The 23,373-nt window shown below is 73.7% G+C and carries 24 protein-coding genes; 15 read left to right on the top strand and 9 right to left on the bottom strand.

Annotation, left to right across the window (positions count from 1 at the left end):
• Window positions 1-17: 17 nt before the first annotated feature.
• A complete protein-coding gene (lexA, locus tag AB0I11_RS07445) occupies window positions 18-800 on the bottom strand; it encodes a transcriptional repressor LexA (RefSeq protein ID WP_357314810.1) in 783 nt (260 codons plus the stop codon).
• A 545-nt stretch (window positions 801-1,345) separates the two neighbouring features.
• Here lexA and nrdR point away from each other — a divergent pair.
• Together nrdR and AB0I11_RS07435 are read left to right on the top strand one after the other, a co-directional pair.
• Window positions 1,346-1,843: a transcriptional regulator NrdR gene (gene nrdR / locus AB0I11_RS07440; RefSeq protein WP_357314808.1), complete on the top strand. Its 498-nt coding sequence runs from the start codon at window positions 1,346-1,348 to the stop codon at window positions 1,841-1,843.
• A 34-nt stretch (window positions 1,844-1,877) separates the two neighbouring features.
• Entirely contained in the window at window positions 1,878-4,769 is a 2,892-nt protein-coding gene (locus AB0I11_RS07435) for a vitamin B12-dependent ribonucleotide reductase (protein ID WP_357314806.1), read from the top strand.
• 175 nt (window positions 4,770-4,944) lie between these two features.
• Here the strand turns inward: AB0I11_RS07435 and AB0I11_RS07430 are convergent, their stop codons facing one another.
• A complete protein-coding gene (locus tag AB0I11_RS07430) occupies window positions 4,945-5,112 on the bottom strand; it encodes a DNA-binding protein (RefSeq protein WP_357315099.1) in 168 nt (55 codons plus the stop codon).
• Window positions 5,113-5,251: 139 nt separating this feature from the next.
• Between AB0I11_RS07430 and AB0I11_RS07425 the strand changes: the two genes are divergently transcribed.
• Genes AB0I11_RS07425 through AB0I11_RS07410 form a run of 4 tightly spaced genes read left to right on the top strand, consistent with a single transcriptional unit; the run spans window position 5,252 to window position 6,001 of the window.
• Window positions 5,252-5,440 carry a hypothetical protein gene (locus tag AB0I11_RS07425; protein ID WP_357314803.1) on the top strand — a complete coding sequence of 63 codons (189 nt, stop codon included), beginning with the start codon at window positions 5,252-5,254 and terminating at the stop codon, window positions 5,438-5,440.
• Window positions 5,437-5,616: a hypothetical protein gene (locus AB0I11_RS07420; RefSeq protein WP_357314801.1), complete on the top strand. Its 180-nt coding sequence runs from the start codon at window positions 5,437-5,439 to the stop codon at window positions 5,614-5,616. The genes AB0I11_RS07425 and AB0I11_RS07420 overlap by 4 nt, the downstream gene beginning before the upstream one ends.
• A complete protein-coding gene (locus AB0I11_RS07415; protein ID WP_357314799.1) occupies window positions 5,613-5,831 on the top strand; it encodes a hypothetical protein in 219 nt (72 codons plus the stop codon). The genes AB0I11_RS07420 and AB0I11_RS07415 overlap by 4 nt, the downstream gene beginning before the upstream one ends.
• Window positions 5,828-6,001 (top strand): hypothetical protein, encoded by a 174-nt coding sequence (locus tag AB0I11_RS07410; RefSeq protein WP_357314797.1) that lies wholly within the window; start codon window positions 5,828-5,830, stop codon window positions 5,999-6,001. The genes AB0I11_RS07415 and AB0I11_RS07410 overlap by 4 nt, the downstream gene beginning before the upstream one ends.
• A 16-nt stretch (window positions 6,002-6,017) precedes the next feature.
• On the opposite strand, the gene AB0I11_RS07405 is transcribed toward AB0I11_RS07410, so the two are convergent.
• Window positions 6,018-6,959, bottom strand: a complete 942-nt coding sequence (locus tag AB0I11_RS07405) for an inositol-3-phosphate synthase (RefSeq protein WP_357314795.1) — start codon at window positions 6,957-6,959, stop codon at window positions 6,018-6,020.
• A 118-nt stretch (window positions 6,960-7,077) separates the two neighbouring features.
• On the opposite strand from AB0I11_RS07405, the gene AB0I11_RS07400 reads away from it, so the two are divergent.
• Window positions 7,078-7,809, top strand: coding sequence for a nucleotidyltransferase domain-containing protein (locus AB0I11_RS07400; protein ID WP_357314794.1), 732 nt, complete (start codon window positions 7,078-7,080; stop codon window positions 7,807-7,809).
• 589 nt (window positions 7,810-8,398) lie between these two features.
• A complete protein-coding gene (locus AB0I11_RS07395) occupies window positions 8,399-9,379 on the top strand; it encodes a DUF2332 domain-containing protein (RefSeq protein ID WP_357314791.1) in 981 nt (326 codons plus the stop codon).
• Here the strand turns inward: AB0I11_RS07395 and AB0I11_RS07390 are convergent, their stop codons facing one another.
• The 3 genes from AB0I11_RS07390 to AB0I11_RS07380 form a co-directional block, all read right to left on the bottom strand.
• Window positions 9,380-10,567 carry a DUF6596 domain-containing protein gene (locus AB0I11_RS07390; RefSeq protein WP_357315096.1) on the bottom strand — a complete coding sequence of 396 codons (1,188 nt, stop codon included), beginning with the start codon at window positions 10,565-10,567 and terminating at the stop codon, window positions 9,380-9,382.
• A 110-nt stretch (window positions 10,568-10,677) separates the two neighbouring features.
• The gene (locus tag AB0I11_RS07385) at window positions 10,678-11,019 is read right to left on the bottom strand and encodes a YciI family protein (protein ID WP_357314789.1); all 342 of its coding nucleotides are present in this window, start codon (window positions 11,017-11,019) and stop codon (window positions 10,678-10,680) included.
• Window positions 11,020-11,114: 95 nt separating this feature from the next.
• Window positions 11,115-12,374: an MFS transporter gene (locus tag AB0I11_RS07380; protein WP_357314787.1), complete on the bottom strand. Its 1,260-nt coding sequence runs from the start codon at window positions 12,372-12,374 to the stop codon at window positions 11,115-11,117.
• Window positions 12,375-12,546: 172 nt separating this feature from the next.
• Between AB0I11_RS07380 and AB0I11_RS07375 the strand changes: the two genes are divergently transcribed.
• The 3 genes from AB0I11_RS07375 (at window position 12,547) to AB0I11_RS07365 (ending at window position 14,508) form a co-directional block, all read left to right on the top strand.
• Window positions 12,547-13,524, top strand: coding sequence for an asparaginase (locus AB0I11_RS07375; protein WP_357314784.1), 978 nt, complete (start codon window positions 12,547-12,549; stop codon window positions 13,522-13,524).
• A 98-nt stretch (window positions 13,525-13,622) separates the two neighbouring features.
• Window positions 13,623-13,865 (top strand): DUF5522 domain-containing protein, encoded by a 243-nt coding sequence (locus tag AB0I11_RS07370; RefSeq protein ID WP_357314782.1) that lies wholly within the window; start codon window positions 13,623-13,625, stop codon window positions 13,863-13,865.
• 94 nt (window positions 13,866-13,959) lie between these two features.
• Complete coding sequence (locus AB0I11_RS07365) at window positions 13,960-14,508, top strand: hypothetical protein (protein ID WP_357314778.1); 549 nt, start codon at window positions 13,960-13,962, stop codon at window positions 14,506-14,508.
• A 103-nt stretch (window positions 14,509-14,611) separates the two neighbouring features.
• On the opposite strand, the gene AB0I11_RS07360 is transcribed toward AB0I11_RS07365, so the two are convergent.
• The gene (locus tag AB0I11_RS07360) at window positions 14,612-15,298 is read right to left on the bottom strand and encodes a metal-dependent transcriptional regulator (RefSeq protein WP_357314776.1); all 687 of its coding nucleotides are present in this window, start codon (window positions 15,296-15,298) and stop codon (window positions 14,612-14,614) included.
• 99 nt (window positions 15,299-15,397) lie between these two features.
• Here AB0I11_RS07360 and AB0I11_RS07355 point away from each other — a divergent pair, with 99 nt between their 5' ends.
• Genes AB0I11_RS07355 through AB0I11_RS07345 form a run of 3 tightly spaced genes read left to right on the top strand, consistent with a single transcriptional unit; the run spans window position 15,398 to window position 20,034 of the window.
• The gene (locus tag AB0I11_RS07355) at window positions 15,398-16,255 is read left to right on the top strand and encodes a sulfurtransferase (protein ID WP_357314774.1); all 858 of its coding nucleotides are present in this window, start codon (window positions 15,398-15,400) and stop codon (window positions 16,253-16,255) included.
• Window positions 16,256-16,293: 38 nt separating this feature from the next.
• Window positions 16,294-17,475, top strand: coding sequence for an acetoin utilization protein AcuC (locus AB0I11_RS07350; RefSeq protein WP_357314772.1), 1,182 nt, complete (start codon window positions 16,294-16,296; stop codon window positions 17,473-17,475).
• Window positions 17,476-17,478: 3 nt separating this feature from the next.
• Window positions 17,479-20,034 (top strand): GNAT family N-acetyltransferase, encoded by a 2,556-nt coding sequence (locus tag AB0I11_RS07345; protein ID WP_357314770.1) that lies wholly within the window; start codon window positions 17,479-17,481, stop codon window positions 20,032-20,034.
• Between the two features lie 33 nt (window positions 20,035-20,067).
• Here AB0I11_RS07345 and sigB read toward each other — a convergent pair whose 3' ends face one another.
• Entirely contained in the window at window positions 20,068-21,072 is a 1,005-nt protein-coding gene (gene sigB / locus AB0I11_RS07340; RefSeq protein WP_357315093.1) for an RNA polymerase sigma factor SigB, read from the bottom strand.
• Between the two features lie 238 nt (window positions 21,073-21,310).
• Between sigB and AB0I11_RS07335 the strand changes: the two genes are divergently transcribed.
• Window positions 21,311-22,099 carry a sporulation protein gene (locus AB0I11_RS07335; protein ID WP_357314768.1) on the top strand — a complete coding sequence of 263 codons (789 nt, stop codon included), beginning with the start codon at window positions 21,311-21,313 and terminating at the stop codon, window positions 22,097-22,099.
• 159 nt (window positions 22,100-22,258) lie between these two features.
• On the opposite strand, the gene AB0I11_RS07330 is transcribed toward AB0I11_RS07335, so the two are convergent.
• Window positions 22,259-23,245, bottom strand: coding sequence for a helix-turn-helix transcriptional regulator (locus AB0I11_RS07330; protein ID WP_357314765.1), 987 nt, complete (start codon window positions 23,243-23,245; stop codon window positions 22,259-22,261).
• Between the last annotated feature and the right edge of the window lie 128 nt (window positions 23,246-23,373).

Below are 23,373 nucleotides of genomic sequence, written 5' to 3'. Positions count from 1 at the left end.
CCCCTTTTTTCGGGTCGTCAGATCCGGCGGAGCACGGCGACCACGCGACCCATGATGGTGGCGTCGTCACCGGGGATCGGGTCGAAGGCCGGGTTCTGCGGCATCAGCCAGACGTGCCCGTCGCGCCGCCGGTAGGTCTTCACGGTCGCCTCGCCGTCGAGCATGGCGGCCACGATGTCGCCGGCCTCGGCGGTCGGCTGCTGGCGGACCACCACCCAGTCGCCGTCGCAGATCGCGGCGTCGAGCATCGAGTCACCCTTGACCTGGAGCATGAAGACCTCACCCTCGCCCACCAGCTCGCGGGGGAGCGGGAAGATGTCCTCCACGGCCTGCTCGGCGAGGATCGGGCCACCGGCGGCGATCCGGCCGAGCATCGGCACGTACGCCGGGGTGGGCCGCTGGGCGCGGGCCGCCTCGTCGTCGACGTCGCCGGGGGAGCGGACGTCCACCGCGCGCGGCCGGTTCGGGTCGCGGCGCAGGAAGCCCTTCTTCTCCAGCTCCTTGAGCTGGTAGGCGACGCTGGACGGGGAGACCAGGCCGACCGCCTCGCCGATCTCACGCACGCTCGGCGGGTAGCCGTGGCGCTCCACCCAGGTGCGGATGAACTCCAGGATCCGGCGCTGCCGCGCGGTGAGGTCGACCGTCACCGGGTCGGGGAAGCTGCTGACCACCGGCGTGACCGGTCGCACGCCGGGCTGGGCGGCCCGGCTGCGCGCGGTGCGGGGTCGACGGGTCGCCGGCGGACCCGCCCCGTCGATCGACTGCGGGTTCTTCTGCCGGCTGGCCCGGTCCTCGGTCACGTCCGTCCTCCCTGGTCGGCGCTGGGTGCCTCGTCGGCTCGTGGTGCGTGCTCAGGTGCGCTGCCGACCGGTCGGACGGAATCCGTCCCGCCCGGTCGTTGTTGACCGTATAGGTGAGATCGGTCATTTTCAAACATCTGTACGACCTGTTGTCGGCGTGTCGCACCGAAATCCTGGATTTCCGAACGCCTGTTCTGGTAAATGGTACGTCGCTCTCGTACGCATGTTCTATCGTCGGCTCCCGTGACCCCGGCGGCGGCCGGCCGTTGGGCTCCTCGGTGAGGTCGGCGACCCGGCGTCCCGGCGCGTGATTCTGATGACGCGCCGGACACGCCGACCAACTTGACCTCGCTAGTGCGACGGCATACGGTCGACCCCTAGATGTAGTGGTTACACGGGCGTAAGTCGCCTACAGGTTGGGTCCGGTTACCGACCGCACTCCCGTACGCCGATCCGGCGGGGGTCATCGAGAGATGGCACCGCCGCGGTCCCGCGTGCCCGGAGGCGGCCCGGTGTGGCTCGCGAGCGAAGAAGGAGGTCAGGCGATGCGCTGTCCGTACTGCCGGCACGCCGACTCCCGGGTGGTCGACTCGCGGGAGGCCGACGACGGCCAGCTCATCCGGCGGCGGCGGTCCTGCCCGGAGTGCGGCAAGCGGTTCACCACCGTCGAGGAGGCGGTGCTCGCGGTGGTCAAGCGCAGCGGGGTGACCGAGCCGTTCAGCCGCACGAAGATCATCGGCGGGGTGCGCAAGGCGTGCCAGGGCCGGCCGGTCGACGACGACTCGATCGCGCTGCTGGCGCAGAAGGTCGAGGAGACCGTCCGGGCCAAGGGGGCCGCCGAGATCCCCAGCCACGAGGTCGGGCTGGCCATCCTGGGCCCGCTGCGCGACCTGGACGAGGTGGCCTACCTGCGGTTCGCCAGCGTCTACCGGTCCTTCGACTCGCTCGCCGACTTCGAGCGCGAGATCGAGACGCTGCGGGCCGCCGCGCGGGCCCGGGAGGGCGCCGGGGCGGAGCCGGCCGAGGCCGGCCGGACAAGCTGAGTTTCTGCGGATTTCTGACAGTTGACGATGCGCGGTGGGTGACCGCGCTGACGAGGGGGGCGAGGGCGTGACGACCAGCAAGTCACGGAACAAGGCCGGGGCCGGGCTGAAGATCGAGCGGGTCTGGACGACCGAGGGGGTGCACCCCTACGACGAGGTCGCCTGGGAGCGCCGCGACGTCGTCATGACGAACTGGCGGGACGGCTCGATCAACTTCGAGCAGCGCGGGGTGGAGTTCCCCGAGTCCTGGTCGGTCAACGCGGCCAACATCGTGACCACCAAGTACTTCCGGGGCGCGGTGGGGACCCCGGAGCGGGAGTGGTCGCTCAAGCAGCTCATCGACCGGGTGGTCGACACCTACCGCACCGCCGGCGAGGAGTACGGCTACTTCGCCACCTCGGCCGACGCCGAGGTGTTCGCCCACGAGCTGACCTGGATGCTGCTGCACCAGGTGTTCAGCTTCAACTCGCCGGTCTGGTTCAACGTCGGCACGCCGTCGCCGCAGCAGGTCAGCGCCTGCTTCATCCTGGCCGTCGACGACTCCATGGACTCGATCCTCGACTGGTACAAGGAGGAGGGGCTGATCTTCAAGGGCGGCTCCGGCTCCGGCGTCAACCTGTCCCGGATCCGCTCCTCCCGGGAGCTGCTCTCCTCCGGCGGCAACGCCTCCGGCCCGGTCAGCTTCATGCGCGGCGCCGACGCCTCCGCCGGCACCATCAAGTCCGGCGGGGCCACCCGGCGCGCGGCGAAGATGGTCATCCTCGACGTGGACCACCCGGACATCCAGGAGTTCGTGGTCACCAAGGCGCGCGAGGAGGACAAGATCCGCGCGCTGCGCGACGCCGGGTTCGACATGGACCTGGGCGGCGCGGACATCGTCAGCGTGCAGTACCAGAACGCCAACAACTCGGTCCGCGTCTCCGACGAGTTCATGACCGCGGTGGAGAACGGCGGCGGCTTCGACCTGCGCGGCCGGCTCGACGGCCAGGTCATCGAGACGATCGACGCCAAGAACCTGTTCCGGAGCATCGCCCAGGCCGCCTGGGAGTGCGCCGACCCCGGCCTGCAGTACGACGACACGATCAACGACTGGCACACCTGCCCGGAGACCGGGCGGATCACCGCGTCGAACCCGTGCTCGGAGTACCTGCACCTGGACAACTCCTCGTGCAACCTGGCCTCGCTGAACCTGATGAAGTTCATGCGTGCCGACGGCGGCTTCGAGGTGGAGAAGTTCGTCAAGTCGGTCGAGTTCGTCATCACCGCGATGGACATCTCGATCTGCTTCGCCGACTTCCCGACCGAGAAGATCGGCGAGACCACCCGCGCCTACCGGCAGCTCGGCATCGGGTACGCCAACCTGGGCGCGCTGCTGATGGCCTCCGGCCTGCCGTACGACTCGGCGCAGGGCCGGGAGGTCGCCGCGTCGATCACCTCGCTGATGACCGGCACCGCGTACCGCCGCTCGGCCGAGCTGGCCGGCATCGTTGGCGCGTACGACGGCTACGCCCGCAACGCCGAGGGGCACAAGCGGGTCATGCGCAAGCACGCCGCCGCCAACGACACGATCAAGCCGACCGGCACGGTGGCCACCGCCATCCAGCGCGAGGCCACCAAGCAGTGGACCCTCGGCAACAAGGTCGGTGACAAGTTCGGCTGGCGGAACTCGCAGGCCAGCGTGCTCGCCCCGACCGGCACCATCGGCCTGATGATGGACTGCGACACCACCGGTGTCGAGCCGGACCTGGCCCTGGTCAAGTTCAAGAAGCTGGTCGGCGGCGGCTCGATGCAGATCGTCAACCAGACCGTGCCGCGCGCCCTGCGTAGCCTCGGCTACCCCGAGGAGCAGGTCGAGGCGATCGTCGAGCACATCGCCGACCACGGCCACGTGGTGGACGCCCCGGGCCTGAAGCCGGAGCACTACCCGGTCTTCGACTGCGCCATGGGCGAGCGCTCGATCGCGCCGATGGGGCACGTGCGGATGATGGCGGCGGTCCAGCCGTTCATCTCCGGCGCCATCTCCAAGACGGTCAACATGCCGGAGCAGGCGACCGTCGAGGACGTCGAGAAGATCTACTTCGAGGGCTGGAAGCTCGGCCTCAAGGCCCTGGCGATCTACCGGGACAACTGCAAGGTCGGCCAGCCGCTGTCGGTGGCCAAGCCGAACAAGGCCACCGCCGAGACCCAGGCCCCGGCCGCCGCGGCCGAGAAGGTCGTGGAGAAGGTCGTCGAGTACCGGCCGGTGCGCAAGCGGCTGCCGAAGAAGCGCCCGTCGGAGACCATCTCCTTCTCGGTCGGCGGCGCCGAGGGCTACCTCACCGCCTCGTCCTACCCGGACGACGGTCTCGGCGAGGTCTTCCTCAAGATGTCGAAGCAGGGCTCGACCCTGGCCGGCGTGATGGACGCCTTCTCGGTGGCCATCTCCATCGGTCTCCAGTACGGCGTCCCGCTGGAGACGTACGTCAGCAAGTTCACCAACATGCGCTTCGAGCCGGCCGGCATGACCGACGACCCGGACGTGCGGATGGCGGCCTCGGTGATGGACTACATCTTCCGTCGCCTGGCCCTGGACTTCCTGCCGTACGAGCGCCGCGCGGAGCTGGGCATCTTCACCGCCAAGGAGCGGGCCGCCCAGCTCGCGGCCGAGGCGGAGGCGGAGGCGAGCGGTGCGGACCTCACCGCGATGGCCGCCTCCGCCCCGGTCGAAGCGCCCGAGCCGAAGGCGGTCGCCCAGCCCAAGCAGGAGGTCGCCGAGGTGGCCGCCGTCAAGCCGGCGCCGTCGGTGGGTTCCAGCACCGAACTGCTGGAGGCCGTGATCGGCAAGGCCGCGGACGCGCCGCTCTGCTTCACCTGCGGTACGAAGATGCGGCCGGCCGGTAGCTGCTACGTCTGTGAGGGCTGCGGCTCCACCAGCGGCTGCAGCTGACGTCACAGGTAAAGCTGCCCCGACCCCTGAGTGGGGTCGGGGCAGCTCCCGGTAACAGCAGAACGAGGGTCTGCGAAGAGCGTATGAGAAGGTCCTCGGGACGCTAGCCAAGAGTGAGTGAGCCCCTGCCCGACCGGGCAGGGGCTCGTCGTATCTCCGCTTGTGGAGGTCCCGGTCAGCGGTCCTCGGCGCCGTCAGTCGGGCGGGGCGGTCGGTTGTGCCGCGCCCATTCGTCCACCTCGTCGGCGTCCCAGACGGTCATCCCGATCAAACGGGCGATGGGCTCGGGAAAGCCCGGTCTGCGGGTGATTTGCAGGACCCGCTGCCGCGACACGCCGAACACCGAGGCCAACTCGCCGGGTCCGTACAAGCGTGGTCGCTTCACGGCTTGAACGTAAGGGCGTCCTCCCCTGTACAATCGTCACTTACAGATCGTCAACCCCTGCGTGGGGATGCGAAGTAGGGGATGGAAGGGAGAACGGATGCCGAAGCGGGTGTCGTACGACGACTACCTGCTTGCGGCCGCGCTGACGCTGGCCCGCCGGCACCGTCCGGTGTGGTCGTGGCGGCTGTGGCGCCGGACCTGCCGGTGCGGCGCGGAGTTGCCCTGCCGCGCCCGGCACCGCATCCCGATCCGACGCGGCCACTGGCCGGGGGAGGAGCAGGCGTGATCGAGGGTCAGGCCGAGCAGGTCCTGTCCGTGCACCTGCCCGGCGTCGACGGCCTCTGCGTCGGCTGCCGGTGGTGGTGGGCGCGGCTGGCTCCGTACCCCTGTTATCAGGCCGAATGGGCCTGCCGCTGGCATGCTCGCGTCGCCACCCGGCGCTTCCTGGACGGCCTGGCGTGACCACGCACGGCCCGGTCCTGCCGGTGTGGACCTGCGGCGGCTGCGGCGGTCCGTGGCCCTGCGCGACCCGGCGCGACGAGCTGCGGGCGGAGTTCGCGGGCACGCCGGTCTCGCTGGCCCTCTACATGGGTTCCTACCTGGTGTGGGCGGCTGAGGATCTGACCTGGGTGCCGGCCGGGCTGCTGCACCGACGGTTCCTGGGATGGGTCCGGTGAGCATCATCCGGCGCGGCGACGAGCGGTTCCACTACAGCGACGGGTCACACAAGTGGATCCCGCCGGACCCGGACTACGACCAGGAGGTCTGGGACGAGATGGTGCGACTGCACCAGCGCCAGCACCTGGCGGAGATCTCGGCTCGGCGGAAACCACGGGAGCGTTCCTAGGCTGCCGGCATGCGGCTCAGATCGCCGTGCCGGGTGGGGACTTCAGGAGCGACGCGACCTCCGGCGGGTAGCCGCCGCGGCCCGCGCGCAGCGCGCTGGCGGCGATCCGGAGCAGGTCGATGTTGACCCCCGCGGCGCCACTCGGGTCGTGCACCTTCAGCCGCAGGTCCAGGCTCACCGCCGTGCCGCCCCACCCCTGCGCCTCGATGTTGATGTGGGCGATCTTCTGCGACCGCAGGTGCGGAAGGTAGCCGAGGGGAGCGACCTGAACCTGGTCGGTCCCGAGAGCGTTCAGTTTGGACTGCCCCTTGGTGTTGGGGTTCTCCACCAGGTTGCGGAAGTCCTCCGTACCGCCCAGGTTGACCTGATAGGAACTGGTCAGCGTGACCCCGCGTTCCTGGAGCAGGCGTAGCAACGCGTGGTGCACCACGGACGTGCCGAACTGGCTGGCCAGGTCGTCGCCGAGCAGCGGCAGGCCGGCATCCGTGAACCGCCGGAGCAGGGACGGGTCCCGGGCGACCGGGTCCGAGGTGGTGTTGACGAAGGCCACCCCCGCGGCCAGCGCCGCCTCCGCGTACGCCCGGGCGGTGTCCGGCCGGCCGCTCGGCGCCGAGTACAACAGCACCTCCGCCCCGGTCAGGGCCTCCGCCACCCGCTCGACCTCCGTCGAGTCCACGAGGCCGCGCCGCACCAGCACCCCGGACGGCGGCAGGTCGACGTCGAGGCGGGGAAAGTTGTTGGGCGGTACGAAGATCGCCTCGTGCAGGTCCCGGCCCATCTTGCCGTCGGAGCGGGCGAACGCCGCGACGACCTCGACGTCGGCCACGCCCAGCCCCGCTATCTCGGGGCGGTGGATGCCCACCAGGCTGCCGGTCGCCCGATAGAAGGCGATTCCCTGTACGAGCGCGGAGGTGTTGTTGCCGACCCCGACGACCGCGACCCTCACCTTTTCGATCATGGTCACGAGGGTAACCGGCTGTCCGCGTCGACAAGTCCCGCCGAGGGCGGGTCGGCGCCGGCACCCGGCGGCAGCCTCGGGTCGGCGGAATCCGCAGGAGCGTTCATAGACTGCCGGCATGGTGACCGCGCCGCCCGTCGTGCCGGAGTTCGGCCGGGAGTTGGCCGCGCTCGGCTGGGTCACCGACCTCCTGGTCGCCGGGTCGCTGGCCACCGGCGACCACCGTCCCGGCGTCAGCGACCTCGACCTGGTGGCGCTGACCGACGGCCCGGTCGACGCGCCCCGACAGGACGCCCTCGCCGCCCTGCACCGCCGCGTCGACGCGGGGGCCGGCGCGGGGCTCAAGCTGGGCTGTGTGTACGTCGACGGCGCGACTGTCGCCGACGTTCAGCTCCGGCATCCAACCTGGACGCACGGCCTGCTCGTGCGGCGCATCCTCTCCGGGATCACGCGGGCGGAGCTGGTACGGCACGGGTACGCCGTCTTCGGCCGCCCGCCCCGCGACGTCCTGCCGCCGATGAGCGACGACGACGTACGGGCCGCCGCGCGCGCCGAGCTGACCGGCTACTGGGCCTGGGCGGCCCGACGCCCGTGGCTCTGGCTGGACCCGGCGCTGGCCGACCTCGGGCTCACCTCGATGGCACGGGGCCGGCACGCGCTGCGGCACGGTGACCTGCTCAGCAAGTCCCGGGCCGTCGAGCAGGCGCACGCCCCGGCCTGGCTGGTCGACCAGTTACGCGCCCGACGCCGAGGGGAGGACGTCTCGTCGCCGCGGATCCGTACCGCCCTGATCGCCTGGCGGGACGCCCGCCGCACCGTGGCCACCGCCCGCCACCCCAACCGAGCCTGACCCCTCCCATCCGGCTGGCCTCCTACCGTGCCTGGCCTCTCTCATCGGGCTGGCCTCCCACCGCGCCCGACCCTCCCGAACCGGGCCTGACCTCTCCCGCCAGGCGCGCCCGCCACTCCACGCAACCCCCGGGTCTGACGTCGCCACGCGTCGGGCCCGGTGTCCACGGCGTCGCCACGTACCGGGCCCGGTGTCCTCGGCGTCGCCAGGTACCGTGCCGGCGTCTCGATGCAGCCCGGAGTGGCGTCTCGAAGGCAACCGGAGCATGCACCTGCCCCGCTCATCTATCTCCCGCAAATTGAGAAGTGCCGTCCACATGGCGGAGCCGGAGTAGATCTTGGTAGCAAATGGCCCCTAGAGGGGCCGTTTCCTACCAAGATCTCCGGGCTCGGGCTCGGGCTCGGGCTCGGGCGCGGGGCGCGGGTGCGGCGCGGGGTGTGGGCGCGGGGTGTGGGCGGTGGGCGGGCGCGGCAGGCGCGGGCGCCGGGGTGTGCGGGGTGGGGCATGGCAGGCGAGGGATGTCGAGGCGCGATGAAGGTCACCACGCCGAGGGCGGTCGGTGTCGGTGGCGGGCTGGGATGCTCGGGGCATGTCGACAGTCGAGGCGTACGCCCGGTTCGCCGCCCGGGAGGTTCGCGGCGTGTCACCGACGTACGAGCGGTTGGCGCTGGCGGTCGCCGGGGACGCCGAGGTGCTCGCCCGGCTCGGCGCGCTGCCGCCGGCCAAGCGGCAGCCCAACCTGCTCTTCGGGGTGGTCCGACTGCTCGGCGGCCCGGTCGAGGACCCGGCGGCGTTCCACGACTTCGTGGTCGCCACCTGGCCGGCGATCGAGGCGGAGATGCGGGTCCGGGCGACCCAGACCAACGAGGCCGGGCGGTGTGCCGTACTCCTGCCGGTGCTGGCGTCGCTGCCGCAGCCGCTCGCCCTGCTGGAGGTCGGCGCCTCCGCCGGCCTCTGCCTCTACCCCGACCGGTACGGCTACCGCTACGGCGACCACCTGCTCGACGGCGCTCCGGTGCTCGACTGCGTGCTCGACGGCGCCGCCCCACCGCAGCGCCGGCCCGAGGTGGTGTGGCGGGCCGGGCTCGACCTGAACCCGCTCGACGTCACCGATCCGGCCGACGTCGCCTGGCTGGACGCGCTGATCTGGCCGGAGCACGCGCACCGGCGCGACCGGCTGCGGGCGGCCGCCGCCGTGGCCGCGACCGATCCGCCGCTGCTCGTCCGGGGTGACCTCGTCGACGACCTGCCGGCGCTGGCCGCGCAGGCGCCGCCCGACGCCACCCTGGTGGTGTTCCACACCTCGGTGCTCTACCAGGTGCCGAAGCCGCGGCGCGACGAGTTCGTCGAGGTGGTCCGCGGGCTGGCCGGGCACTGGATCGCGAACGAGGCCCCGGACGTGCTGGCCCACGACGGACTGCCGGCCCCGCCCGGCGACGCCCACCACAACGTGCTCGCGCTGGACGGGACGCCGCTGGCCTGGACCCGCGGCCACGGCCAGGCGATCACCTGGTTCGGGCCGCCCCTGCCCCTCGACCCCGACGCGGTCCGGCGAACAACACCGTCATGATCAACCGGCGGCGGTGACCTCGCTGAGGCGGGCGGTGAGGAAGTCGCGTTCGGCCTCGTTGTCCACCAGATCCAGCGCCGCCCGGTATGCCGTCGCCGCCTCCGCCGGCCGGTCGAGGCGGCGCAGCAGGTCGGCGCGGATCGCCGGGAGGTAGTGGTAGCCGGCCAGCCGGGGGTCGGCCGCCAGGGCGTCGACCTCGGCGAGGGCCGCCGCCGGGCCGTCCACCATCGACACCGCCACCGCTCGGTTCAGCGCGACCACCGGCGACGGCCAGCGTTTCCGCAGCTCGTCGTAGAGGCGGACGATCTGTGGCCAATCGGTCGCGGCGTAGCTGGGGGCGACCGCGTGCAGCGAGGCGATGGCGGCCTGGAGGGCGTACCGGCCGACCCGACCGGTCCGGAACGCGCCCAGCACCAGGTCGTTGCCCTCGACGATGGCGGCCCGGTCCCAGCGCGACCGGTCCTGATCCGCCAGCACCAGCAGCCGCCCGGCCTCGTCGGTGCGGGTGGCCCGGCGGGCGTCGGTGAGCAGCAGCAGCGCCAGCAGCCCGCGTACCTCGGGCTCGTCGGGCATCAGGGCCAGCAGCATCCGGGTCAGGTGCACCGCCCGTTCGACCAGGTCGACGCGGACCAGGTCGGCACCGGTCGGCGCGGTGTGGCCGGTGGTGTAGAGCAGGTGGATCACGGTGAGCACGGCGTCGAGCCGTTCGGGCAGCTCGGCGGCCTCCGGCACCCGGTACGGGATCCGGGCCGCGGCGATCTTCTTCTTGGCCCGGGTGACCCGGGCGGCCATGGTCGTCTCGGAGACCAGGAACGCCCGGGCGATGTCACCCGTGCTCACCCCGCAGACCAGCCGCAGGGTCAGCGCCACCTGGGCATCCCGGGCCAGCGCCGGGTGGCAGCAGGTGAACACCAGGCGCAGCCGGTCGTCGGGCACCGAGTCCTCGCCGGGCTCGACCGGCACCTCGACCGTCACCGGCTCGACCAGCAGCGGCATCTTCGACCGGAACACCTTGTCGCGGCGCAGCACGTCGAGGGCCTTGCGCTTGGCCGTGGCGGTCAACCAGGCGGCGGGCTTGTCGGGTACGCCGTCGCGCGCCCACGCCGCGAGCGCGGCCAGGTACGCGTCCTGCACGCACTCCTCGGCGACGTCGAGGTCACCGGCGACGCGCGCCGTCGCGGCGAGCACGAAGGCCCACTCGCGACGGTGCGCGTCCGCCACGGCCCGCTCGGCGGCGACGGCCCGCTCGGCGGCCACGCCGCGTTCGGCGGTCACGCCGGGTTCGGGGGCGGGGTCGCTCACTCGGCCGGCGGCTGGAAGAGCGGCCGGACCTCGACCCCGCCGTCGATGGTGGCCGGGTTCGCCTTGGCGATCTTCAGGGCCACGTCCAGGTCCGGCGCCTCCAGGATGAAGAACCCGGCGACGACCTCCTTGGCCTCGATGAACGGGCCGTCGGTGACCACGTCGCCGCGGATCGCCGTGGCGGTGGTGCTCGGCTGCAGCGCGAAGCCGGTGACGATCTGCCCGCCCAGCTCGGCGACCTGGTCCCCGTACCGCTCCAGCAGGGCCACGTAGTCCGGGGTCAGCTGCATCGGGTCGGCGGGCGCGGGCGAGTAGACGAGGACTGCGTACTGGGCCATCGGATTCTCCTTGCGGTTGTCGTTTCCCTCTTCTGCCTCACCGACGGACGGGTCGGGCCGGATTCGACAGCGGTGCGGAAAAATCTTGCCTGTTCTCAGCCGGCGGCGAAGTCCCGCATCCGGCGCAGCGGCGAACAGACCACGAACAACGCGGCACTCCACATGCCGAGCACGCAGACCAGCAGCGCCGTACGCAGCCCGAGGTGACTGGCGAGCGCGCCGCCGAGCAGGGCACCGAGCGGGATGACCCCGTAGCAGATCCACAGGAAAGCGGCGTTCACCCGGCCGAGCAGCCCGGCCGGGGTGACCCGCTGCCGGTAGGAGACGGCCGCCACGTTGAACAGCACCGTGTTCGCGGAGAAGGCCGCGTACCCGGCCGCGAAGAGCAGCACGCCCCACCCCGGACGGGCCAGCGGGATGAGCAGGTAGAGCGGACCGGGCGCGGCCATCGCCACCCAGATCACCCGGGCGGTGCCCAGCCGGCGGGCGACCCGAGCGGCCAGGGCGCCGGCAACCACCCCGCCGACCGCTCCGGCGGAGAAGACCAGCCCGACCACCACCGGCGCGGCGTGCAGTTCGCGGCGCAGGAACGGCACCTCGATGGAGCTGGCCGCCATCACGAAGAAGTTCGCCGCGCTGGTGGTGCCCAGGAGCTTCACCAGGATCGGCTCCCGGCGGATGAATCCCAGCCCTTCGCCGAGCGCCGCCCGCAGGGTCACCCGGCCGCCGGCGGCCGGTGCGGACTCCGGGGCGGTCCGGATGAGCAGCAGGGTGACCGCGCTCACCACGAAGGCGAGGCCGGTGGTGACGAACGTCCGGGCCGCACCGACCAGCCCGATCAGCACCCCGCTCACCGTCGGGCCGGCCAGCTCGGCGCCCTGCTGGCTGGTGACCAGCTTGGCGTTGCCGTCGACCAGCCGGTCGGCCGGCACCAGCCGGGGCAGCGTGCTCCGGTACGCCACCGTGAAGGCGACGGTCAGCACCCCGGAGAGCCCGACCACGGCGTACAGGAACGCCAGGTTGAGGTGACCGGCCAGCGCGACCACCGGCACCGAGGCCAGCAGCACCGCCCGGCCCAGGTCGCAGCCGATCATCAGCCGCCGCTGGTCGACCCGGTCGGCCAGCACCCCGGCCGGCAGCGAGAAGATCAGGTACGGCAGCCAGGCGAGAACGGTCAGCAGGGAGATCTGGAAAACCGTGGCGTCGAGCACGTCCGCCGCCAACAACGGCACCGCCACCCCGGAGATCCGGGTGCCGACCTCGCTGACCGTCTGGCCGCTCCACAGCAGCAGGAAGTTCCGGCTCCGCCAGAGCGACGTGCCGGTGGTCCGGTCCTGCGTGAGCTGCTGCGGCACTGCTCTGCCCGTCCCTCGAAGATCATGCGGCGACCCGGCACGGTAACCCGACACCCGATGCCCGGCACCACAATTTGGGCCGGATCGTGCCCGGTCCGGGCCAGGCCGGGATCCGGGCGGCGCGGAGGCTAGGGTTCCTGATCGGCTGAGGTCGCCCGGCGGAAGGAACCACGTGAGCATCGCCCTCTACACCCTCGGCGGCACGATCGCCATGGCCGGGACCGGGGCGCAGGGCGTGGTCAGCCGGCTCAGCGGCGCCGACCTCACCGCCGCCGTACCCGGGCTCGCCGAGATCCCGCTCGACGTGCGCGACGTCGAGGCGGTGCCCAGCGCCGCCCTGTCGTACCGGCAGATCCTGGACCTGGTCGACGCGGCGGGCGCGGCGGTGGCCGCCGGAGCGACCGGCGCGGTGGTCACCCAGGGCACCGACACGCTGGAGGAGACCGCCTTCCTGGCCGACCTGGTCTGGCCGCACCCGGCGCCGCTGGTGCTCACCGGCGCCATGCGCAACCCCACCCTCGCCGGGCCGGACGGCCCGGCGAACCTGCTCGCCGCCGCCCGGGTCGCCGCCGCGCCGGCCGCGCGGGACCTCGGCGTGCTGGTCGCGCTCAACGACGAGGTCCACGCCGCCCGGTTCGTCCGCAAGACCCACAGCACCAGTACGGCCACCTTCGCCTCGCCGAACGCCGGCCCGCTCGGCCACGTGATCGAGGGAGAGGTACGCCTGCTCACCCGGCCGTCCCGGCACAGCCCGCTGCCACCGGTGGACGCCGACCGGCTCGCCGCCACCCGGGTGGCGCTGCACACCGTCACCCTCGACGACGACCCGGCGCTGCTCGACCGGCTCGCCGCCGGCCTCGACGGGCTGGTCGTGGCCGGCTTCGGGGTCGGGCACGTGCCGCCCCCGTTCGCCCCGGTGCTCGGCGCGCTCGCCGAACGGATTCCGGTGGTGCTGACCTCGCGCACCGGCGCCGGGTCGGTGCTGCGGCATACCTACGGCGCGGTCGGCTCGGAGACCGACCTGGCGCGGCGCGGCCTGATCTGGGGCGGGCTGCTCGACCCGTACAAGGCGAAGGTGCTGCTGCGGATGCTGCTGGCCGGGGGAGCGGAGCGGGCGGCGGTCGCCGAGACGTTCGCCCGGCGCGGCTGAGCCGTCGGCGACATCCCCTCGACGTCGTCCGGCCAGCGGGGATGCTGCCTCCGGCCGGGCTCGGCGTCCGGCCGGGCCGGTCTCCGTAGACTCGCCGGGTGACCGGAGAGCGACGACCCCTGGCGGATCGGCCGCTGACCGAGCCGCACCCGTCCCGGCTGTCGCCCGAGCACCCCGACCGGGCGCGGATCCTGGCCGCGCACGCCGCCGCCCTCGCCGCCGGGGAGGCCGGCTACCTCGACCCGGCGACCGGCCTGTTCGTGCTCACCGCCGGATTCCTGGCCCGCCGGGGCACCTGCTGCGGCCGCGGCTGCCGTCACTGCCCGTACGTGACCGACTGACGCCCCGGGTCTTCCGCGCCGGCGGGGTTGGCCGTACGGTGTCCGACGGACATCCGGTGGGCGCCCCCCGCCGACAACCGCGGAGGTCTCCCACGTGCACGCCAGGACCGGGCTCGCCGCTGTCGCCGTACTGCTGACCGCCGGCTGTGCGGCGGAGGCCCCGCGGGTGGCGGTGCCGGCGGCGGAACCGGCCACGGTCGAGATGGCGGCGGCCTCGTCGGGCGGCGCCTGCCGGCTGCTCGACTTCTCGGTGATCAGCAAGCACACCGGCGGGAAGTTCGACGTGGCCGCCGCGGTGGACAAGGGCGACACGCACACCTGCGTGGTACGCGCCGAGCGCGCCCTGCTGCCGGAGTTGACCCTCACCGTCACCGACACCTCGATCGACACCTCGGGCTTCACCATGGACGTGCTGCCCCGGGGCGCGAAGAAGGTCACCAAGCTGGGAAAGATCGCCTACAAGCAGACCCTGCCGAAGGCGGGCCGGGCCGGCCCGGCGGCCGAGGTGGGCTGGCTCGCCACCGAGGGACGGCTGATCACTCTGCGGTGGACCGGCCCGCGCAGCGGGACGGCGGCGCAGGCGGAGAAGATGGCGGCGCGGCTGGTCGGCCTGGCCCAGGCGCTGGACACCCGCAAGTTCTGACCGCCGGATCAGCGAACGGCCGGACCCGCGGCGCCGGCGAGCGGGTCGCCTTCCAGGGCCTGCCGCCGCACCGCGGACCCGCGAACGGGCGGAAACCGCCGGGTCAGCGGGCGGCGACGAACACCCGGGAGGCCACCTCGCGGGGCAGCCGGACCCGGTCACCGGAGCGGTCGATGGACACCCCGTCGCGCTCCTGGGCCACGGTGACCGTGGCGCCCGGGTCGACGCCGGCCGCGTGCAACTGGCGCAGGACGTCCGCGTCGGTCTGCACGCTCTCGCAGATCCGCCGCACCACGACCTGACCGGAGAGCCCTGGGAAGGCCAGGTTCCGTTCGCCCTCCGCCGGCTCGGTCTCCGGCTGCCCGGCCTCGCCCAGCTCCTCCAGCCCCGGGATCGGGTTGCCGTACGGCGAGCGGGTCGGGCGGTTGAGCAGGTCGTAGACCCGCTTCTCCACCGCGTCGCTCATCACGTGCTCCCACCGGCAGGCCTCCTCGTGGGCCTCCTCGTAGGGCATCCCGATCACGTTGACCAGCAGCAGCTCGGCCAGCCGGTGCTTGCGCATCACCGAGACCGCGGAGCTGCGGCCCAGCCCGGTGAGCGTCAGGTGCCGGTCGCCCTCGACGGTGAGCAGGCCGTCCCGCTCCATCCGGGCGACGGTCTGGCTGACGGTGGGGCCACTCTGCTTGAGCCGCTCCGCGATCCGGGCCCGCAGCGGCGGCACCCCCTCCTCTTCCAGCTCGAGGATGGTGCGCAGGTACATCTCGGTGGTGTCAACAAGGTCGTGCTTCACGATCAGTGGCCTCCCAGCGATCGATGCTACCCCGGACCAGCGACGATCGGCCGCCGCCGAACCGCGAGGTCGCTACCCGGATGGTGTTGACTGGACCGCATGTCCGGAACCGCTGACCTGCTGGTCGAACCCGACCGGCTCGCCGCCGAACTCGACCACGCCGACCCGCCCGTCCTGCTCGACGTGCGCTGGCGGCTGGCCGGGCCGCCCGGCCGGGACGACTACCTCGCCGGGCACCTGCCCGGCGCCGTCTTCGTCGACCTCGACACCGAGCTGTGCGGCCCGCCCGGCACGGCCGGGCGGCACCCGCTGCCCGACCCGGCGGCCCTGCAGGCCGCGCTCCGGTCCGCCGGCGTCCGCGCCGGTCACCCCGTGGTGGTGTACGACGGCGGCGACGGCATGGCCGCCGCCCGCGCCTGGTGGACGCTGCGCTGGGCGGGTCACCGGCCGGTCCGGGTGCTGCACGGCGGCTTCCCGGCCTGGGTCGCCGCCGGCCGGCCCGTCTCCACCGAGGCGCCCAGCCCGACCCCGGGGGACGTCACCGTGGCACCGGGCGCGCTGCCGGTGCTCGACGCCGCCGAGGCCGCCCGGCTGGCCGCCGCCGACCCCGGGGTGCTGCTGGACGTGCGGGCGGCCCCGCGCTACCGGGGCGAGACCGAGCCGGTCGACCCGGTCGCCGGCCACGTGCCGGGGGCGGTCAACCTGCCCGCCCCGGAGTACGTCACCGACGGCCGGTTCCCCGCCGCCGCGGCGCTGCGCGAGCGGTTCGCCGCCGCCGGGGTGGCCCGGGACACACCGGTCGGGGCGTACTGCGGCTCCGGGGTGACCGCCGCGCAGGCCGTGCTGGCCCTGCACCTCGCCGGCCGCCCCGACGCCGCCCTGTACGTCGGGTCGTGGAGCAACTGGGTGGCCGACCCGGACCGGCCGGTGGCCACCGGCGCGACACCGCCGCCCTGACCAGCGCGTGCGGCGCGCGCGCGTGCGACCATGGCCGTATGGCCGACGACACCGTGGTGGTCTGGGACGAGGCCCTGCTCGCCTACGACATGGGTGACCATCCGCTGGACCCGGTCCGGGTCGAGCTGACCATGGCGCTCGCCCGCGACCTCGGGGTGCTCGACCGGCCCGGGGTGCGGCTGGTGAAGCCGGAGCCCGCCGACGACGCGCTGCTGACCCGGGTGCACGACCCCCGCTACCTGGACGCGGTACGCGCCGCGCCCCGGGACCCGCTCTTCGCCGGCTTCGGCCTGGGCACCTCGGACAACCCGGTCTTCGACGGGATGCACGAGGCCAGCGCGCTGATCGCCGGGGCGAGCGTGGCCGCCGCCGAGGCGGTGTGGCGGGGCGAGGCCCGCCGGGCGGTCAACGTGGCCGGCGGGCTGCACCACGCCATGCCGGCCCGCGCCTCCGGGTTCTGCGTCTACAACGACCCGGCGGTGGCCATCGCCCGCCTGCTCGACCTCGGCGCGGAACGGATCGCGTACGTGGACGTCGACGTGCACCACGGCGACGGGGTGCAGGAGATCTTCTACCGGGATCCCCGGGTGCTCACGGTCAGCCTGCACGAGACCCCGCTGGCGCTCTTCCCCGGCACCGGGTTCCCGGACGAGACCGGCGGGCCGGGCGCCGAGGGCAGCGCGGTGAACCTGCCGCTCCCGCCGGGCATCGGCGACGGCGGCTGGCAGCGCGCCTTCCACGCCGTCGTGCCGTCGGTGCTGCGCGCGTTCCGGCCGCAGATCCTGGTCACCCAGTGCGGCGCCGACGGGCACCGGCTCGACCCCCTGGCCGACCTGCACCTCTCCGTCGACGGGCAGCGCGCCACCTACCTGGCCCTGCGGGCGCTCGCCGACGAGCTGTGCGAGGGGCGCTGGGTGGCCACCGGCGGTGGCGGGTACGCCCTGGTCGAGGTGGTGCCCCGGGCGTGGACGCACCTGCTCGCGGTGGCCACCGGCGAGCCGGTCGACCCGGCCACCCTCACCCCGCCGGGCTGGCGGGAACTGGCCGCGAAGCGCCGGCCCGGGCACGAGATCCCGCTGCGGATGACCGACGACGTGGACCCGGCGTACGAGCCGTGGCAACCCAACGGCGAGCCGGACGCGGTGGGGCGGGCCGTGGCGGCCACCCGCCGGGCCGTCTTCCCGCTGCTCGGGCTCGATCCGCACGACCCCCGCGACTGACCGGTGACCACTGTCGAGCAACCGGTGGACGTGCTGCTCAGCGACGGCACGACCGTCCAGCTGCGACCGATCCGCCCGGACGACGCGGCGGCCATCGTGGCGATGCACTCGCGCTTCTCCGAGCGCACCCGCTACCTGCGCTACTTCTCGCCGTACCCGCGCATCCCCGAGCGGGACCTGCACCGCTTCGTCAACGTCGACCACCGGGACCGGGAGGCGTTCGTGGTGCTGGCGGGCGACCTGATCGTCGCCGTGGGCCGCTACGAGCGGCTCGGCCCGGCCTCACCGGAGGCCGAGGTGGCCTTCGTGGTGGAGGACGCCTACCAGGGGCGGGGGATCGGCTCGGTGCTGCTGGAGCACCTGGCCGACGCGGCCCGCCGGTACGGCATCGTGCACTTCGTCGCCGAGGTGCTCCCGGCCAACGGGACGATGCTGCGGGTCTTCTCCGACTTCGGTTACCAGGTCCAGCGCCAGTTCGCCGACGGCGTGGTGCACCTGACCTTCCCGATCGCCCCCACCGAGGCGACCCTGGAGGTGCAGCGTGGCCGGGAGCATCGCACCGAGGCCCGCTCGATCGCCCGGCTGCTCGCCCCGCGCGGCATCGCCGTGTACGGGGCCAGCACCACCGGTCAGGGCGTCGGGGCGGCCCTGCTCGGGCACCTGCGCGACGGGGGGTTCACCGGCGGAATCGTCCCCGTGCACCCGAGCGCGGCCACCGTGGCGGGGCTGCCCGCGTACCCGTCGGCGGCCGACGCCGGGATCGACGTCGACCTGGCGGTGGTGGCCGTCGCCCCCGAGGCGGCCATGGACGTGGTCGCCGACGCCGCGCGGGCCGGCGCGCACGGCCTGGTGGTGATCTCGGCCGGCTTCGCCGAGGCCGGCCCGGCGGGCGCGGCCCACCAGCGGGCCCTGGTCCGCGCCGCGCACCTGGCCGGGATGCGGGTGGTCGGCCCGAACTGCCTCGGCGTGGCCAACACCGACGACAAGGTACGCCTCAACGCCACCCTCGCCCCGGTGCTGCCCGCCCCCGGCCGGGTCGGCGTGTTCAGCCAGTCCGGCGCGTTCGGGGTGGCCCTGCTCGCCGAGGCGTCCCGGCGCGGGCTGGGCCTGTCCAGCTTCGTCTCGGCCGGCAACCGCGCCGACGTCTCCGGCAACGACCTGCTCCAGTACTGGCAGGACGACCCGGGCACCGACGTCATCACGCTCTACCTGGAGACGTTCGGCAACCCGCGCAAGTTCGCCCGGCTGGCCCGGCGGATCGGCCGGGACAAGCCGGTGGTGGCCCTCGCGTCGCTGGCCCGCCCGCCCGGGGTCGGCGACGCCCCGGCGTTGGACGCGGTCGCGGTCAGCGCGCTCTTCGCCCAGTCCGGGGTGATCCGGGTGGACACCGTCGCCGAGCTGCTCGACGTCGGCGTGCTCCTGGCCCACCAGCCGCTGCCGGCCGGCCGGCGGGTGGCGGTGGTCGGCAACTCGTCGGCGCTGACCGGGCTGGCCGCGACCGCCTGCGCCGCCCAGGGCCTCACCGTCGCCGACGGCTACCCGAACGACGTGGGTCCCCGGGCCGGCGCCGCCGCGTACGCGGCCGCGCTCGCCGCCGCCGCTGCCGACGAGCGGGTGGACGCGGTGGTGGCGCTCTTCGCGCCGCCGCTGCCCGGCCAGCTCACCGATCCGGAGGCGGACTTCACCGCCGCGCTGCCCGACGCGGCGGCGGTCGGCAAGCCGGTGGTGGCGACCTTCCTCGCCGGTCGGGTGCCCGCCGGGGTGCCGGCGTACCCGAGTGTGGAGGAGGCCGTCCGGGCCCTCGCCCGGGTCAGCAGGTACGCCGACTGGCTCCGCCGGCCGCCCGGCGTGCTGCCCGAGCTGGACCGGGTGGACCGGGCGGCCGGGCAGGCCGCGCTGCGGGCCGACGGCGCCGACCCGGCCGCGCTGCTGCGGGCGTACGGGATCGACGTGGTGGAGTCGGTGCCGGCGGGCTCGGCCGACGAGGCGCTCGCCGCGGCCGGGCGGCTCGGCTGGCCGGTGGCGCTCAAGGCCGCCGCACCGGGCCTGCGGCACCGGCTCGACCTCGGTGCCGTGCGGCTCGACCTGGCCGACCCGGTCGCGCTGCGCCGCGCGTACGCCGAGATGGCCCCGCTCTTCGGCGCGGACGTCCTGGTCCAGCCGATGGTCCCGCCGGGCGTGGCCTGCGTGGTGGAGCTGATGGAGGACCCCGCGTTCGGGCCGGTGGTCGGCTTTGGCCTCGGCGGTGTGGCGACCGAGCTGCTCGGCGACCGGGCCTGGCGGGCGGTGCCGCTGACCGACCGGGACGCCGCCGAGCTGGTCGACGAGCCGAGGGCCGCGCCGCTGCTGCGCGGGCACCGGGGTGCCGCCCCGGTGGACCGGGCGGCCCTGGTGGAGCTGCTGCTGCGGGTCGGTCGGCTCGCCGACGAGCAGCCCCGGGTGCGCTCGCTCACCCTCAACCCGGTGCTGGCCCGGCCGGACGGCTTCGCGGTGCTGCACGCGACCGTCCGCACCGGCGCCGAGGCGCCCCGCCCAGACACCGGCCCCCGCCGGTTGTGAGGCGGGGGCCGGTGTCTGGGCCTGCGGGTGCGCTCAGCAGGCGTACGCCTCCAGGCGGTTCGCCCGCTCCGGGGAGCGCAGCTTCAGCAGGGTGATCTTTTCGATCTGCCGGATCCGCTCCCGGGACAGGCCGAACTCGCGGCCCACCTCGTCGAGGGTGCGCTGCCGGCCGTCGTCCAGGCCGAACCGCAGCCGGATCACCGCCTGCTCCCGCTGGGAGAGGGTGGCCAGCACGATCCGCACCTCGTTGCGCAGCTCGCCGTCGGCGGCGGCGTCGCCCGGCTCCTGACGCGGGTCCACCGCCGCGACGAAGTCACCGAGCGCGCTCTCGCCGTCCTCGCCGACGGCCTGGTCCAGGCTCACCGGTTCCCGGTCGTACGAGATCAGCTCGATCACCTGGTACTCGGGGATCTCCAGCGCCCGGGCCACCTCGGCCACCGTGGGCTCCCGGCCCAGCGTGACCGACAGCTCCCGGCGGACCCGGACCATCCGGTTGACCTGCTCGACCATGTGCACCGGGATGCGGATGGTGCGGGCCTGGTCGGCCATGGCGCGGGTGATGGCCTGGCGGATCCACCAGGTGGCGTAGGTGGAGAACTTGTAGCCCTTGGTGTAGTCGAACTTCTCGACCGCGCGGATGAGGCCGAGGTTGCCCTCCTGGATCAGGTCGAGGAAGGCCATGCCACGGCCGGTGTAGCGCTTGGCGATGCTGACCACCAGCCGCAGGTTCGCCTCCAGCAGGTGGTCCTTGGCGGCGCGGCCCTCGGCGGCGATCAGCTCCAGGTCGGCGCGCAGGTCGGGGGAGAGCGGGCGGCAGGCGGAGAGCTTCTCCTCGGCGAAGAGGCCGGCCTCGATCCGCTTGCTGAGCTCGACCTCCTGTGCGGCGGTCAGCAGCTTGGTGCGCCCGATGCCGTTGAGGTACGCCCGAACCAGATCGGTGGAGACGCCGCGCTCGTCGGTGGCGTCCAGGTCGGTGAGGGCGTCGGAGCCGAGCTCGGCGTCGATGGTGGCAGCCGGGCGGGTCTGGTGCTCGATCATCTGCAGGGCCATCTCTGTCTCTCCCCGTGTCCTTTGTGCCGCGTACCGGAGTCCGTGCCGCGCACCGGCGCGGTGGTGCCGGTGAGGAACAGCTTGGCGGTCGGGGCGTGAAACGGGAGTGAGGCGATCGGGGACCCGACAGCAATCGCGGCGGAACGCCGGCTGCCGGTTGCCCGATCCGGTTACCGTGCCAGCGGCCGGCCATCCGGACCGGCACGTACAGCGATCGGAGGACGCGGTGGTCTTCAAGCGGCTCATGCAGGCGATGGGTGTGGGCGGTCCGTCGGTGGAGACGGTGCTGGCCAACCCGAACTGCCGGCCCGGCGGCCAGCTCGAAGGCCGGGTCCAGGTGCTCGGCGGGGACCATCCGGTCGACGTGAGCTACGTCGCACTCGGGCTGGTGACCAGGGTCGAGGTGGAGAGCGGCGACTCCGAGTACGACACCACCCAGGAGTTCGGCCGCCGGCAGGTGACCGGGGCGTTCCGGCTGGAGCCGGGGCAGCGCTACGAGGTTCCGTTCCGTTTTGACGTGCCCTGGGAGACCCCGCTGACCGACCTGTACGGCCAGCACCTGCACGGCATGACGATGGGGCTGCGGACCGAGCTGGAGGTGGCCCGGGCGGTCGACAAGGGCGACCTGGACCCGGTGGCGGTGCACCCGCTGCCGGCGCAGGAGCGGCTGCTGGAGGCGCTGCTGCGGCTGGGCTTCCGGTTCGCCCGCGCCGACGTCGAGCGCGGCCACCTCTACGGCGTGCACCAGAGCCTGCCGTTCTACCAGGAGATCGAGTTCTACCCGGCGCCGCAGTACGCGCGGGCGATGAACCAGCTCGAGGTCACCTTCGTGACGAACCCGCAACAGGTGCAGGTCGTGCTGGAGCTGGACAAGCGGGGCGGCCTGTTCACCGAGGGCCGCGACGCCTTCGGCCGGTTCACCGTCGACCACGCCACGGCCGACCGGACCGACTGGGCGGCCCAGCTCGACGCCTGGCTCCGCCAGTCGGTGCAGCGCCGCGGCCTGTTCTTCTGACCGTGGCCGGTGGGCCACGGGCCACGGCCCGTGGCCCACCGGTCGCGAGGCGTGGCCCACGGGCTGCGGCCCGGCGGCCGGCTGCGGCCCGTTGGCTGGCTGCGGCCCGTTGGCTGGCTGCGGCCCGGCCGGTGGCGGCGGTCAGGCCGGTGGCGGCGGTCAGGCCCAGTGGTGGCGGGCGGCGTGCCAGCCCAGCTGCATCCGGGTCTGCACACCGGCCAGGTCCATCAGGTGGCGCAGCCGCCGCTGCAGGGTCCGCAGCGAGAGGTCCAGCTGGGCCGCGACGACCTGGTCGGTGAGCCCGGCCAGCAGCAGCGCCAGGACCTTGCGGTCCAGCTCGGTCAGGCCGTCCGCGTCCTCGCCGCCCGGGTGGTCGCCCGCCGCGCCGGTCAGCGCCTCGGCGTCGAGCGGGTGGGCGTGCCGCCAGACGTTCTCGAACAGGGCGTCCATGGCCGTCAGCAGTCCGGTCCGGTGCAGCAGCACGGCGGCGGGCTCGCCGCCCGGCGTGGCGGTCATCGGCACCAGCGCCAGCTCGGCGTCGGCCAGGATCAGCTTGATCGGTAGGGACTCGACGACCCGGACCTGGACGCCGTCGCGCAGGGACTGGAGGGTCTCGGCGATCACCCCGGGCTCGGCGAGGGTCGGCCGGTCGATCACCACCCGGAACCGCACCCCCTGCGCGACCGCCACCGACTCCACCGGGTTCTCGCCGGGCGGCACGGCGATGAAGGGCGAGGTCACGAAGGTCCGGACCTCGGCCCGGGCGGCGTGCTGCACCTGCGCGAACCGGTGCCCGACGGCGTCGCGGCCGGTGACCACCTCGATGAGCTCGTCGATGGCCCGACCCGCGGTCGCCGCGCGGTACTCCTCGGCGAGCGTGACCAGGGCCAGTTCGGCGCTGCGCAGGGCGCTGCGCTGCTCGCTGATCAACGCGCCGAGCGCCACGGCGGGCGGCGCCACCGAGAACTCGTCGTTCGGCCCGTGCTTGACCAGGCCGCCGGCGATCAGGTGGGCCAGTGCGGCGCGGACCGTGGCGACCGGCATCCGCAGGGCGGCGGCGAGCGCGGCGGGGTCCGCCTGGGCCCGCCGGACCAGCAGACCGTAGACCGCCTCGTCGTCGGGGCCCAGACCCAGCACGCCCAGCATCGGTGGCTGCCTCCCTCCGCGCGCGGCAGGGAGAGTATCGGCCACAACCATGGATCTTGAACAGGGGTTGGAGCGGGACGAGACCCAGGTGGGGCCCCCGGACGGTGCCGGTCCGGGGGCTCCACCGG

This window comes from Micromonospora sp. NPDC050495 (genome assembly GCF_040655175.1).
Taxonomy (GTDB): Bacteria; Actinomycetota; Actinomycetes; order Mycobacteriales; family Micromonosporaceae; genus Micromonospora.
Note: the sequence above shows the minus strand (reverse complement) of the source record. Positions and strands in the feature narration are given on the sequence as shown.